The sequence below is a fragment of the Phytohabitans sp. LZ39 genome, from assembly GCF_059359075.1.
In genome coordinates this window covers 51,254-63,452 of the sequence record NZ_JCADBM010000025.1, presented here as the reverse complement: position 1 = coordinate 63,452, position 12,199 = coordinate 51,254, and the positions used below count along the sequence as shown (strand labels likewise).

Genomic DNA, 12,199 nt, shown 5'->3' with positions numbered 1-12,199 from the left:
CGGTAAACGGCGAAAACCGCTGGGTGTACGCCAGGACCCCAAACCCGGGTACGCCTTCGAGACCGCCGACCACCGGTCGCCAACCGTTGTGTGCACCCGCGCCTGAGTCAACACCAGCGCGTCTACGACCTCACCGTCGACAAGGTCCGCACCTACTAAATCCTCGCCGGCGCCACTCCCGTCCTCGTCCACAATTGCGGCAGCGCGGTCCGGTTGCGGTTAGCCGTCAACACGGCTGGTGAGGTCGGCCTGCCCGAACCGGAGGCGGGCCAGAGTATGGCGGGCGGGCACACTCCCACATGTCACCACCATCATCAGGGCTGGTTCGGGAGCTGGCTGGAAGTTCGAAATCCACCATCCTGCCTGACGCCGCCGGCTGATCGGTGAGCGTGCCTCACCGGCGCCGGGTTTCGCAAGGTGGCGCCGGCTCGATTGCTGGACCGAAGCGGCACCGTGCTCGACAGCGGCGTCCTTCCCGCTGAGTTCCCACGCGCCGACCGTCGCGATGCAGGGCCAACCGTCCGGCACCGCACTCATGCCGCTGACGTATTCCTATGTGGACAACCTTGGGACGGTACGGCGGGATCCAGGTCACCGCGCAGAACACCGACAGGGAGGCTTGGACGAGCAGCCATACGTGGCTGAACACCGGCGCGACAGCGCCGTTCGCCGACCGTACCGGCGGAGAGTTGTGGCACCTGTGGCCCCAGCTCGCCGCAGGCGCGCCGCCCCGTCAACAACTGCCCGCGGTCCAGGTGTCGAATCGGGTGGCCCAGTCGAGGCAGTAGCCGCCGGAGCCACCGCCGGAGGCCGTACGCACGTCGGCTTCGCGCCAGTACCGGACCGCGTTTCCGTCACGCACCTGGACGTTGTCGACCGCGACCCGTGGCACCGCGATCGCCCCCTCGCCGTCGACGTGCACCTCGACGTACTGCTCCAGCTGAGCCCGCTCGGTGCCCAGGCGCTGGTTGGTCAACAGGTGCCAGCCGCCCCGCCACCAGAGCCAGGCCTCCCACACGCCGTCCCGCTTGGTGTGTACGGAAATCCATATCTGGTCGCCGTCGGCGAGCTCGTACTGGTCGTAGAAGGTCCACTGGCCGCGGTTGGTGTCGTACGTGTAGACCCGCTGCCGCCCGCTGCCGGACCAACCCGTCTCCGCCCAGCCCGCCTCGAGCCACGCCGTGCGCCCGCCCGATTCGCGCTTGGCCAGAAAGCGGGTCGCGACGAAGTCGTGCGTGCCGGCGCGTACACCGGTATCACGCACTGTCAAACGTCCGACTACGCCTGTCCATTCGCCGACAGTCCCGGCGCCGAGGTGATGGTACTGGCCGTAAGCTACCGATCTGGCCGGTTCGGCGACCGCCAGGATTGCCACACAAAGCCCGCCGATCGCCAATCGCCGCGCCGATCGGCGCCATCTGACACGTCCCACATTTGACAAACCCACATTCGCCTCGGGAGTGATTCACCCGATGGGCTGTTTCCGTTCAGAGCCTTTCGTCCGAACGGATGAGCCGTACATCGCACCCCATAGACGAGGATGGGCCTCGTCTTTTGCCGGAAGGCAGTGTCCGTCCACCCCTCCACAGTGGACGCTGAACCTACGGGGAGTCTGTCGTGTTCCAACTTCGCCGAGCGCGTCGCTCGGCTGTGGCCGCCGTCGTCCTTACCGCGATGGCGTCCTCCGTCACCGCGGTCGTCAGCGGTGGTGCGGCCTCTGCCGCGCCTAGCGATCGGGGCAGCGTCAAGCGGCCCGCCGTCGTCCACCCGGACAACGGCAAAGTCATCAAAGACAGCTACATCGTGGTGTTCAAGGACGGTAAGGCGAAGGCCGCCGACGTGAACGCCGATGCCAAGTCCCTCGCCAAGACGTACGGCGGCACGGTCCGCCGCACCTACACCGAGGGCCTGCGGGGCTACGCCGCGAAGATGACGGCCGCTCAGGCCAAGCTCGTCGCGAAGCACCCCGATGTGGCGTATGTCGAGCAAAACCGCTTGGTGGCGCTCAATGACACGCAGCAAAACACGCAAGCCTGGGGCCTCGACCGGATCGACCAGCAGTGGCAGCCCTACGACCGCTCGTACACGTACCCCAACGTGGCCGGCAACGTCCACGCGTACGTGATCGACAGCGGCATCCGCATCTCGCACGAGCAGTTCGGCGGCCGCGCCAGCTACGGCATCAACACGGTCGACGACCAGGAGCCGACCAACGCCAACGACTGTGACGGGCACGGCACGCACGTCGCGGGCACCATCGGCGGCCGTGACTACGGCGTGGCCAAGGGCGCACAGCTGGTGGCGGTGCGGGTCTTCCCCTGCGGCCCGCTCGGTGAGGTCGCCGACATCATCGCCGGTGTCAACTGGGTGACGGCCAACGCCGTCAAGCCGGCGGTGGCCAACATGAGCCTCGGTCTCGGGGTCGGCAGCGCGAGCGTGGCGCTCGACCAGGCCGTGCAGAATTCGATCAACTCGGGTATCACCTACGTCGTGTCGGCGGGTAACGGCGACGAGTTCGGTCTGCCGCTCGACGCCTGCGACCAGTCGCCGGCGCACATTCCGGCGGCCATCACGGTGAGCGGCACCGACCAGGCCGACTTCCGGATGTCGTGGGCCAACTACGGCACGTGCGTCGACATCTTCGCACCGGGCAACAACGTCCTGTCCTCGGTCAACGACAGCGACACCGCGACCGCCCGGTACACCGGCACCTCGATGTCCAGCCCGCACGTCGCCGGCGCGGCCGCCCTGCTCCTCTCCGAAAACCCGGGGTGGACACCGCAGCAGGTGCACGCCCGGATCGTCGGCGCCGCGACCCGCGCCGCGGTGCGCAACCCTGGGCCGGGCTCGACCGACCGGCTCCTGCGGATCGGCTCGGCGCTGCCGGTGACCACCGGTCTCCGCGCGCTGGCCAACAACAAGTTCGTCACCACTCCCAGCGCGGGCGCGTCACCGCTGATCGCGAGCGGCAGCGTGGTCAACACCTGGGAGCAGTTCGACGTCGTCAGCAACGCCGATGGCACGATCTCGTTCAAGGCCAAGTCCAACGGCAACTACGTGTCGGCGGAGAGCGGTGGCACCAAGCCGCTGATCGCCAGCCGTCCCGCGATCGGTAACTGGGAGAAGTACGAGCTGGTCAACAACGCCGACGGCACGATCAGCCTCAAGGCGCTGGCCAATGGCAACTACGTGTCGGCGGAGAGCGGTGGCACCAAGCCGCTGATCGCCAGCCGCCCCGCGATCGGTAACTGGGAAAAGTTCAACTGGGCTTCTCCGGTCTCCGTGATCAGCCTGCGGGCCCTGGCCAACGGCAAGATCGTGTCGGCGGAGAGCGGTGGCACCAAGCCGCTGATCGCCAGCCGCACGGCGGTCGGCGGGTGGGAGCAGTTCGACATGATCGACCTGGGCGGCGACGCGGTTGCCTTCCGGGCCAAGGCGAACAACAAGTACGTCACCGCCGAGGCGGCCGGTGCCCAGCCGCTGATCGCCAGCCGTACGGCGATCGCCGAGTGGCAGAGCTTCTGGTACTACCACCTCGGTGACGGCTCCATCGGTCTCCAGTCGCAGGCCAACTTCCTGTTGGTGACCGCTGAGCAGGCCGGTGCCAAGCCGCTGATCGCCAGCCGCGAGTCCTTCGACACGTGGCAGGCCTTCGGCTACGTGTACTGATCGACAAGCTCCACCTCGGGTGGCCGTCGAGCCAGGTGTCGCACCTGACTCGGCGGCCACCCGCGTCATGGGGGTTACGAGCCGGTAGGCGAGACTTGCACCCATGGCGGTACGCGGATTCCCGTACGCGGGGCTGAAGGACTTCCTCGGGGCCCTGGAGCAGGCCGGCGAGCTGCGCCGGGTCACGGTGCCGGTCGACCCGACGCTGGAGATCAGCGAGGTGGTCACCCGCACGGTGGCGGCTAGGGGGCCGGCGCTGCTCTTCGAGCGCCCCACCCGCGGCGAGATGCCCCTGGCGATCAACCTCTTCGGCACCCAGCGCCGCATGGCGATGGCGCTCGGCGTGGAGAGCGTCGAGGAGATCGGTGCCCGGATCGGCGAGCTGATCAAGCCGGAGCTGCCGGTCGGCTGGTCGGGCATCCGCGAGGGCCTCGGCAAGGTGATGCAGCTCAAGTCCGTGCCGCCGAAGAAGGTCAAGACCGCGCCCTGCCAGCAGGTGATCTACCGGGGCGCCGACGTCGACCTGGGCCGCCTGCCCGGCTTGCAGACGTGGCCCGATGACGGTGGGATTTTCCACAACTACGGGCTGACCCATACAAAGCACCCGGAGACCGGCAAGCGCAACCTCGGGCTGTACCGGCTCCAGCAGCACTCGCCCACCACGCTGGGCATGCACTGGCAGATCCACAAGGACTCGACCGCGCACCACGCCGTGGCCGAGCGGCGGGGCGAGCGGCTGCCGGTCGCGATCGCCTTCGGGTGTGACCCCGTGGTGTCGTACAGCGCCTCCGCGCCGCTGCCGAGCGACATCGACGAGTACCTGTTCGCCGGCTTCCTGCGCGGCGAGCGGGTGGAGATGGTCGACTGCCTGACCGTGCCGCTTCAGGTGCCGGCGCACGCCCAGGTCGTGCTGGAGGGGTACGTCGAGCCGGGCGAGCGCCTCCCGGAGGGCCCGTTCGGCGACCACACCGGCTTCTACACGCCGGTCGAGCCGTTTCCGGTGTTCCACGTCGAATGCATGACCACCCAGCGCGATCCGGTGTACCACTCGATCGTGACCTCCAAGCCGCCGCAGGAGGACGGCCCGATCGGCCACGCCACCGAGCGGATCTTCCTACCGCTGCTCAAGCTGCTCATCCCGGACATCGTGGACTACTCGATGCCGGAGGCCGGCGTCTTCCACAACTGCGTGATCGTCTCGATCCGCAAGCGGTACCCGAAGCACGCGCAGAAGGTCATGTCCTCGATCTGGGGCGCCCACCTGCTCTCGCTGGCCAAGCTGATCGTGGTGGTCGACGACGACTGCGACGTGCACGACTACAACGAGGTCGCGTTCCGCGCGTTCAGCAACGTCGACTACGACCACGACCTGCTGCTCACCCAGGGCCCGGTCGACCACCTCGACCACTCGTCGTACCAGCAGTTCTGGGGCGGCAAGGCGGGCGTCGACGCGACCCGCAAGCTGGCCACCGAGGGGTACACGCGCGGCTGGCCGGACGAGGCGGTCATGTCGCCCGAGGTCAAGGCGTTGGTCGACAAGCGCTGGAAAGAGTACGGGATCTCATGAAAGCTTTCCTGCGTCTCGTCGCCATCGAACACTCGGTCTTCGCGCTCCCGTTCGCCTACCTCTCCGCACTCGCCGCCATGCGCCACCTGGGCGGCGGCGTGCGCTGGGGCGACCTGCTGCTGATCACGGTCGCGATGGTGGGCGCGCGCACGTTCGCGATGGCCGCCAACCGCATCATCGACCGTCACATCGACGCGCAAAACCCGCGCACCGCCAAGCGCGAGCTGGTGACCGGGGCGGTGCGGGTGCGCACGGCCTGGACCGGCGCGGCGGTCGCGCTCGTCGTCTTCCTCGGCGCCGCCGCCCTGCTCAACCCGCTCTGCCTGGTGCTGTCACCGCTCGCGGTGGTGCCGCTCGTCGTCTACCCGTACGGCAAGCGCTTCACCGACTGGCCCCACGCGATCCTGGCGGTCGCGCAGGCGGTCGGCCCGGTCGGCGCCTGGTTGGCCGTGACCGGCACGTTCGAGGGCTCGTGGCCCGCCTGGGTGCTCGGCATCGCGGTGGGCCTGTGGATCGGCGGATTCGACCTGATCTACGCCTGCCAGGACACCACCGTCGACCGCGAAATCGGCGTGCGCAGCGTCCCGGCGCGCTACGGCGTACCGTTCGCGCTCGGCCTGTCGTCGGTAGTCCACCTGGTGACGTTCGCCCTGTTCGTCTACTACGGCGAGCTTGTCGACTTCGGCTGGCTGTGGTGGGTCGGGCTCGCGCTGACCGCGGTCGCGTTCGGCTATCAGCACGTCGTGGTCACGCCCACGGACCTGTCCCGGGTCAACCGCGCCTTCTTCACCGCCAACGGCTTCGTCGGCATCGCCCTCTTCGCATTCGCCGTCCTTGACTACTACTCCTAAGGCCTTTACTTTCCCGGGTTCGCGTCAGCGGCGGACCGCTGCTCCCGCCGGAGAACGCGGAGGTCGGCGGCTCGCTGGCGCTCGCCGAGATCCCCGACCTCCGCTGCCACGTCCGCGGTTCAAGCCCAAGGCACCTTGCTGGGGTCGACGCCCGCGCGGCTCGCGCTGTTGATCAGGGATTTGGTGGGCGTGGCGGCCGGCGTGGTGCGCCACCAAGTCCCTGATCAACAGCCTTGTTCGGGTGTGCCTCGGCGTCAGTTGTAGCGGGCGCTTTCGTGGGACCAGTCGATGGTGCCGCGGACGGCGTGTTCTACGCCGTCCAGGTAGCGGCGGCCGGCTGGGCCGTGAGGGGGCGCCGCGGCTCGCAGGGATGGGAATTCGCGCATGGCGCGGTGCCAGCGTTCCCGGGCCGCTGCGGCCGCCTCCTCGATCGGGACGTGACGCTCGGCGGCCACGGCCAGCACGAGGTTGTGCCCGCCCGACGTGGCCGCGTCCCGCTCCAGTGAGAGCAGGTCGTTGAACCACGAGAGCAGGTCGTTACCCGTTCGGCTGAAGGCTCGCACGGCCGGGTGACGGTAGAACGACTCGCTCACCGGCTGGCCGCCGCCGGCGAAGTCGATGAGCGTGTGCGCCACGTACGCCGCGGAGGTGGCCCGGCGCAGCTCGACGTACTCCTCGACGCGCGGGCGGTGGCCGCCGGCCTTGTTGCGGGCTTCCACGATCACGCCGCTGAGGTGATGTTCGACCGCGGCGACGAACCGGGCCCGCCACCGTGCCGGCATGCGGCGGTTCGGCTCGCGCCAGGCGTCGGCGAGCATGGTGCCGAGCGGGCCGGGCAGCGCGCGACCGCCGGTGGCGGGCTCGCCACGCAGCAGGGACAGCGCACCGCCGACGAGCGCGCGTACCCGCTCCGGCTCCGGGACGCTGGCCCGGTCGCACTCGTCGTCGATGAGGAAGAACCAGGTGAACAGCGCGGAGAGCACGCGCAGGTCGCCGGGGCTCGCGTCGGGGTAGAGGCGCGCCGCGTACCGCGCGATGCGACCCTCGGCGAGTCGGTCGGCGTATACGTCGGGCAACCCGTGGCCGCGGGTCCAACCGTCGAGCCAGTTGTGGGCGTCTTCCGCGTAGGGTGAGATAACCGGATGAATCGGGCATTGGAGATCGAGGGAGATCGTCGGCAACATCGCAGCCTCCTGCTGTCCCGCCAACATCAGCTTTGGCCGACGGTAGCCCTACGCTGGAACAATGCGGAATCCGTGGATCGTCGGTGTTTCAGGTGCATCCGGGACGCCGTACGCTGCGGCGGTCCTCCGTGGACTGTTCGATGCAGGTGAGTCCGTCGACCTTGTGGTGTCCCGGGCGGCCCGGCTGACGATCCTCGACGAGACCGGCGCGCCGTTCCGTGACGCCCATTGGAAGGACGACCTGGCCAAGTGGCTGGGGCGCGACCTGGGTGGTGCCGACGTGGCGCACTGGCCGGCCGGCGACCTGGCTGCCGGGCCGAGCAGCGGCTCCTACCCGGCGCGGGGGATGGTGGTCGTTCCGGCGAGCACCGCCGCGTGCGCCGGCATCGCGATCGGCCTTTCGAAGGACCTGCTTCAGCGGGCCGCCGAGGTCAACCTCAAGGAACGGCGCAGGGTCGTCGTGGTGCCACGGGAGACGCCGGTGACCCGCAGCCACCTGAGCCATCTCATCGCGCTGCACGACGCCGGTGCCGTGGTGTTGCCGGCCAGTCCGGGCTTCTACGGCGCCGGGGCGTCCGCCTCCGCGCAGCAGCTCGTCGACTTCGTCGCGGGGAAGGCGCTGGACGCACTGGGTGTGCCGCACTCGCTCTTCCGCCGCTGGCGGGGTGAGCTCGGGTCCTAGGAGCCGCGGACGAAGGCGTCGATCCCGTCGAGGATGCGCGCGAGGCCGAACTCGAACGCGAACCGGTGATCGGCGGCGCTGTCCCCGGACCCGGGCTCCAGGAGGCCGACCGCGTCCACGGTCGGAAACCGCTTCGGGTCCAAGGCCGTCGACAGGTACGGCTGGTGTGCCGCCCACCACTGCTGCTCGCTGACTCCGGACTGTGCCGCCTCGACGGAGGCGCGGGCGGCGCCCTGGACGTACGAGATGAGCGTCATCAGGACCGCCTTCATCTCCGCGGGTCCGAGGCCGGTGCCGGCCATCGCCCGCAGGTCGCCCTCGTACTTCGCGATGACGTTGGGACCGACCGGTGGCCGCCGGGTCGCCAGCTCCAGCAGCCAGGGATGCCGGTGATATCGGTCCCAGTCGCGCAGCGCCACTTCTTCGAGTGCGGCGCGCCAGGGCAGCTGGGCGACGGCGCCGTCGAGTCCCTCGCCGAGAACCTGGTTGAGCATCAGCGCCTCGAGCTCGGGCTTGCCGGGCACGTGGGTGTAGATGCTCATCGTCCCGACGCCGAGGACGCCGGCGACGGAGCGCATGGTCACGGCGGCCAGCCCTTCGGCGTCGGCGAGCTGGATCGCCGCGGTCACGATGCGGTCCACCGACAGCTCGCTGCCGCGGCGCGAGGTGCGCTCCTGGGTGCGCCACAGCAACGCGAGCGACCGAGCCGGGTCGACTGGGATGGGCATGGCCTCCATTGTGCTTAACGTACCGTCTATCGTACGGTGTATCGTACGACGTACGGTAACGCCAAAGATCGGGGAGGAAACATGCAGTACGCGATCATCGCGCCGGGTGCCGGCGACGGGAGGGTCGTCACGATCTCGAAGGCGACGGGCGGGTTGGAGGTCACCGAGGTCGACGCGCCCGAGGAGCTGCTCGCCTCGGCCCGGGGCGCCGGCTTCACCGCGGGAGCCCTGCTCCTCGACTTGGACCTGCTGGGGCAAGGGTCCGTGGACGACCCGGTCGCGCAGCTCACCTACGCCGGGCCCAGCGCGGAGACGCTTCACTCGGATTATGTGGGCCGCGGCCGGGTCGACGAGCTCGCGCCCACGCAGGCCGCTGGCGAGATTGTGATCGAGGCCACGCCCGAGTGCGTCTGGGCGGTGCTCGCCGAGGTCGAGAGCTGGCCCACGATCCGGGCCGACATCTCGGACGTGCGTGCCGAAGGGCCGGCCGCGCCCGGGGTCCGGTTCACCTGGCAGGCCGGTGCCAACCGGCTCACGTCGCGCTTCGCCCTGGTGGAGCCGGGCCAGCGGCTCACGTATACGAGCGTCGCCGCTGGCACACGGGTGGCGCACGTCTACGAGCTGGCGGCCAAGGGCACCGGCACCGTGCTGAGCTGCCGCGAGTCGCTGGCCGCCCCGATCCTGGCGCGGTTTCTGCCGAGCGCCGCCCTACAGGCCGGCGTGGATTCCTGGCTGGCCGGCGTCAAGGCGGTCGCCGAATCGGCAAACTCCAACAACAGGCACTAAGGGCCTCATGTCAGCCCATGGCGCATCGTCACGGGAGCCCGGAGCGCGTCAGCGCATGTTGACGTTGCCCGGGCTGGGCGTGTGGTGGCCGGCGCTCCGAGACGGACCAGGATGTGCGCCTGGACCCTCGTTGCGCGGCCTGTTGGCGGTGGACGGAGGCTGCTGCTCATCGCGCAGCTCGTCCAGCTCGCCCTCACCCTCAAGGAGCGCGCGCACTTCCGACTCGCGGAAGCGGCGGTGGCCCCCGGGCGTGCGAATGCTGCCGATCCGGCCCGCGGCCGCCCATCTGGTCACGGTCTTTGGATCGACGCGGAACAGCGCAGCCACCTCGCCCGGCGTCAGCAGACGATCTCCAGTGTCCACGGCCCCTCCCTCGCGTCGCACGATGGCCATAGGTTGGACCCGACAGCCTCGATAGGGACGTACGGTCATTACAGCACCGCGAGCGTGCCGTGTCCGGGAAACAGGGAAAACGCACTGTCTGGGAAGTTAGCCAGTAGGATTTGCGAGCCTTGCTCATCTCCCCGACTGTTAATGTCTACCACCGGTGGACGACATAGATCTGAGGCTTGTGGAGCTATTGCGGGCGAATGCCCGGCTCTCCTACGCCGAGCTGGCCCGGCAGGTCGGCCTCTCCGCGCCCGCGGTGCACGATCGCGTGGGCAAGCTGGAGAGCGGCGGGGTGATCCGCGGATACCGCGCGGATGCTGAGCCGGAGGCGATCGGGCTGGGTGTCACCGCCCTGATCGGCATCGTGCAGGACTCCGCCGCCGACCCCGACGACGTGCTCGACGCCCTGCGCGCCCTGCCCGAGATCGAGTCCTGTTACTTCATGGCCGGCGTGGAGTCGTTCCTCATCAAGGTGCGGGTGGCCACGATCCACGAGCTGGAGACCCTGATCGTGCGGCTCAACCGCACCGCGGGCGTGGCCTCTACGCGGACCGCGATCGCCCTCTCCACCAAGTGGGAAGACCGGCCGCAGCCCCTGTTACGGTCCGAGGATGGAACTCCTCGATCGGTGTAATGACTCCGACCGCGCCTGGGTGACCGACGCGATCGGCAAGGTCGAGGCCGACGCCAACCGCTCCGCCGACACCCACCTGCTGCCGTTTCCGCTGCCCCCCGACTGGGGCATCGACCTGTACCTCAAGGACGAGTCCGTCCACCCCACCGGCTCGCTCAAGCACCGGCTCGCCCGCTCGCTCTTCCTCTACGGCCTCTGCAACGGCTGGATCGGCCCTCGTACCACGATCGTGGAGGCGTCGTCCGGCTCCACGGCCGTCTCCGAGGCGTACTTCGCCCGCATGCTCGGCCTGCCCTTCATCGCCGTGATGCCGGCCTCCACGCAGCCGGAGAAAGTGGCGCTGATCGAGTTTCAGGGCGGCAAGTGCCACCTTGTCGAGGACCCGGCGTCCGTCGTGGTCGAGGCCCGCTGGCTGGCCGAAGACACCGGCGGGCACTTCATGGACCAGTTCACGTACGCCGAGCGGGCCACCGACTGGCGGGGCAACAACAACATCGCCGAGTCGATCTACGCGCAAATGGCGCTGGAACGGCACCCCGTGCCGGCCTGGGTCGTCGTCGGCGCTGGCACCGGGGGCACCAGCGCCACCATCGGCCGGTACGCCCGCTACTGCCGCCACCCCACCAAGCTGTGTGTGGTCGACCCGGAAAACTCGGCGTTCTACCCGGCCTGGCAGGCGGCCGACTGGACCCACGAGACCGGCCTCGGCTCGCGCATCGAGGGCATCGGGCGGCCGCGGGTGGAGCCGTCGTTTCAGCCGACGCTCGTCGACCGCATGGTGCGGGTGCCGGACGCCGCCTCACTCGCCGCGATGCGCGCGGCCTCCGCGCTGCTCGGCCGCCGCGTCGGCGGATCCACGGGTACCAACCTGTGGGGCGCCTTCGGCCTGATCGCCGAAATGCGCGCGGCCGGCGCGGCGGGGTCGGTGGTGACACTGCTCTGCGACGGCGGCGAGCGCTACGTCAATACCTACTACTCGGACGAATGGGTCGCCGCACAGGGCCTCGACATGGCCCCCTACCTGGGGATCCTCGACCGCTTCCTGGCGACCGGGGTCATGCCTTCCGCTCGGCCAGCCCCGGGTACTTGACCACGTACCCCTCCTTGTCGACGGCCAGCTCGGCGCCGAACCCGTCGATGTCGAAGCGGACCGTGCTCTCGTCGACCACCCGGTAGGTCTGCTCGCTCGGCAGCACCTCCAGGCTCGGCACCAGCACCCACGCCATGTTGAGGCGGTGAGTGGTGCCGGGCGGCTCGGTGAGCAGGGAAAGCCGCCGGATCGGCAGGGTGTTGGGCAGCGGCGAGCCGCCGAGGTCGACGTCTGTCGCGTCGTGCAGCCGGCCCGGGTCCTCGGTGCCGGGCAGGCCCACCGGCGCGTGTCCGGCGCTGGCCAATGCCCGGTCGAGGTCACCCTGCTCGGCGGTGGTCGCCCGCCACCGGCCCACCGCCCGCTCCAGCCGCAGCGTGCGCAGCCAGCCCGCCCCCTCGACGCTCACGTCGAGGTGGGCGGTGGCCCAGGTCTCGTCGGTGACGAGCTCGTAGCGGCAGACGTACGGGATCGGGTCGACGGCGGTCGCGATGCCCCGCGCGTAGAGCCCGCGCCGGTCGTCGACGAGCGCCAGATCGGTGCCGGTCGTGTCGGTACGTTGCCACAGCAGTGCCTTGGGTAGCGGCGCCATGGTGGAGACGCTACCGCCGCGCCACCCCT

The 12,199-nt window shown here is 69.6% G+C and carries 12 protein-coding genes; 7 read left to right on the top strand and 5 right to left on the bottom strand.

Translation table 11 applies throughout. The features are described 5' to 3' along the window. Positions 1–733 precede the first annotated feature (733 nt). Entirely contained in the window at positions 734–1,264 is a 531-nt protein-coding gene (locus AC5L36_RS36550; RefSeq protein ID WP_441223376.1) for a hypothetical protein, read from the bottom strand. A gap of 410 nt (positions 1,265–1,674) precedes the next feature. Here AC5L36_RS36550 and AC5L36_RS36545 point away from each other — a divergent pair, with 410 nt between their 5' ends. The 3 genes from AC5L36_RS36545 (at position 1,675) to mqnP (ending at position 6,087) form a co-directional block, all read left to right on the top strand. Further along, positions 1,675–3,669 carry a S8 family serine peptidase gene (locus AC5L36_RS36545; RefSeq protein WP_441223375.1) on the top strand — a complete coding sequence of 665 codons (1,995 nt, stop codon included), beginning with the start codon at positions 1,675–1,677 and terminating at the stop codon, positions 3,667–3,669. Positions 3,670–3,772: 103 nt separating this feature from the next. Then, positions 3,773–5,236, top strand: coding sequence for a menaquinone biosynthesis decarboxylase (locus tag AC5L36_RS36540; RefSeq protein ID WP_441223374.1), 1,464 nt, complete (start codon positions 3,773–3,775; stop codon positions 5,234–5,236). Then, the gene (gene mqnP / locus AC5L36_RS36535; protein ID WP_441223373.1) at positions 5,233–6,087 is read left to right on the top strand and encodes a menaquinone biosynthesis prenyltransferase MqnP; all 855 of its coding nucleotides are present in this window, start codon (positions 5,233–5,235) and stop codon (positions 6,085–6,087) included. The genes AC5L36_RS36540 and mqnP overlap by 4 nt, the downstream gene beginning before the upstream one ends. 254 nt (positions 6,088–6,341) lie before the next feature. Here the strand turns inward: mqnP and AC5L36_RS36530 are convergent, their stop codons facing one another. Further along, positions 6,342–7,271, bottom strand: a complete 930-nt coding sequence (locus AC5L36_RS36530) for a terpene synthase family protein (protein WP_441223372.1) — start codon at positions 7,269–7,271, stop codon at positions 6,342–6,344. 61 nt (positions 7,272–7,332) lie between these two features. Between AC5L36_RS36530 and AC5L36_RS36525 the strand changes: the two genes are divergently transcribed. Continuing rightward, a complete protein-coding gene (locus AC5L36_RS36525) occupies positions 7,333–7,953 on the top strand; it encodes a UbiX family flavin prenyltransferase (protein WP_441223371.1) in 621 nt (206 codons plus the stop codon). Here AC5L36_RS36525 and AC5L36_RS36520 read toward each other — a convergent pair. After that, entirely contained in the window at positions 7,950–8,681 is a 732-nt protein-coding gene (locus tag AC5L36_RS36520; RefSeq protein ID WP_441223370.1) for a TetR/AcrR family transcriptional regulator, read from the bottom strand. The genes AC5L36_RS36525 and AC5L36_RS36520 overlap by 4 nt on opposite strands. Positions 8,682–8,762: 81 nt before the next feature. Between AC5L36_RS36520 and AC5L36_RS36515 the strand changes: the two genes are divergently transcribed. Continuing rightward, positions 8,763–9,467, top strand: coding sequence for an SRPBCC family protein (locus tag AC5L36_RS36515; RefSeq protein ID WP_441223369.1), 705 nt, complete (start codon positions 8,763–8,765; stop codon positions 9,465–9,467). A gap of 48 nt (positions 9,468–9,515) precedes the next feature. On the opposite strand, the gene AC5L36_RS36510 is transcribed toward AC5L36_RS36515, so the two are convergent. Further along, positions 9,516–9,830 carry a BldC family transcriptional regulator gene (locus AC5L36_RS36510; protein ID WP_441223368.1) on the bottom strand — a complete coding sequence of 105 codons (315 nt, stop codon included), beginning with the start codon at positions 9,828–9,830 and terminating at the stop codon, positions 9,516–9,518. Positions 9,831–10,014: 184 nt separating this feature from the next. Here AC5L36_RS36510 and AC5L36_RS36505 point away from each other — a divergent pair, with 184 nt between their 5' ends. Continuing rightward, positions 10,015–10,491 carry an Lrp/AsnC family transcriptional regulator gene (locus AC5L36_RS36505; RefSeq protein WP_441223367.1) on the top strand — a complete coding sequence of 159 codons (477 nt, stop codon included), beginning with the start codon at positions 10,015–10,017 and terminating at the stop codon, positions 10,489–10,491. Next, the gene (gene cds1 / locus AC5L36_RS36500) at positions 10,469–11,581 is read left to right on the top strand and encodes an L-cysteine desulfhydrase Cds1 (RefSeq protein ID WP_441223366.1); all 1,113 of its coding nucleotides are present in this window, start codon (positions 10,469–10,471) and stop codon (positions 11,579–11,581) included. Before AC5L36_RS36505 ends, cds1 begins: the two co-directional genes overlap by 23 nt. Here cds1 and AC5L36_RS36495 read toward each other — a convergent pair. Next, a complete protein-coding gene (locus tag AC5L36_RS36495; RefSeq protein ID WP_441223365.1) occupies positions 11,547–12,170 on the bottom strand; it encodes a putative glycolipid-binding domain-containing protein in 624 nt (207 codons plus the stop codon). The two genes, cds1 and AC5L36_RS36495, sit on opposite strands and share 35 nt — an antisense overlap. Between the last annotated feature and the right edge of the window lie 29 nt (positions 12,171–12,199).

Bases quoted from the DNA above. Each gene is read 5' to 3' on its own strand.
- AC5L36_RS36495 (WP_441223365.1), bottom strand. From the start codon at position 12,170: ATGGCGCCGCTACCCAAGGCACTGCTGTGGCAACGTACCGACACGACC.
- AC5L36_RS36545 (WP_441223375.1), top strand. From the start codon at position 1,675: ATGGCGTCCTCCGTCACCGCGGTCGTCAGCGGTGGTGCGGCCTCTGCC.
- cds1 (WP_441223366.1), top strand. From the start codon at position 10,469: ATGGAACTCCTCGATCGGTGTAATGACTCCGACCGCGCCTGGGTGACC.
- AC5L36_RS36525 (WP_441223371.1), top strand. From the start codon at position 7,333: ATGCGGAATCCGTGGATCGTCGGTGTTTCAGGTGCATCCGGGACGCCG.
- mqnP (WP_441223373.1), top strand. From the start codon at position 5,233: ATGAAAGCTTTCCTGCGTCTCGTCGCCATCGAACACTCGGTCTTCGCG.
- AC5L36_RS36530 (WP_441223372.1), bottom strand. From the start codon at position 7,271: ATGTTGCCGACGATCTCCCTCGATCTCCAATGCCCGATTCATCCGGTT.
- AC5L36_RS36515 (WP_441223369.1), top strand. From the start codon at position 8,763: ATGCAGTACGCGATCATCGCGCCGGGTGCCGGCGACGGGAGGGTCGTC.
- AC5L36_RS36540 (WP_441223374.1), top strand. From the start codon at position 3,773: ATGGCGGTACGCGGATTCCCGTACGCGGGGCTGAAGGACTTCCTCGGG.
- AC5L36_RS36520 (WP_441223370.1), bottom strand. From the start codon at position 8,681: ATGCCCATCCCAGTCGACCCGGCTCGGTCGCTCGCGTTGCTGTGGCGC.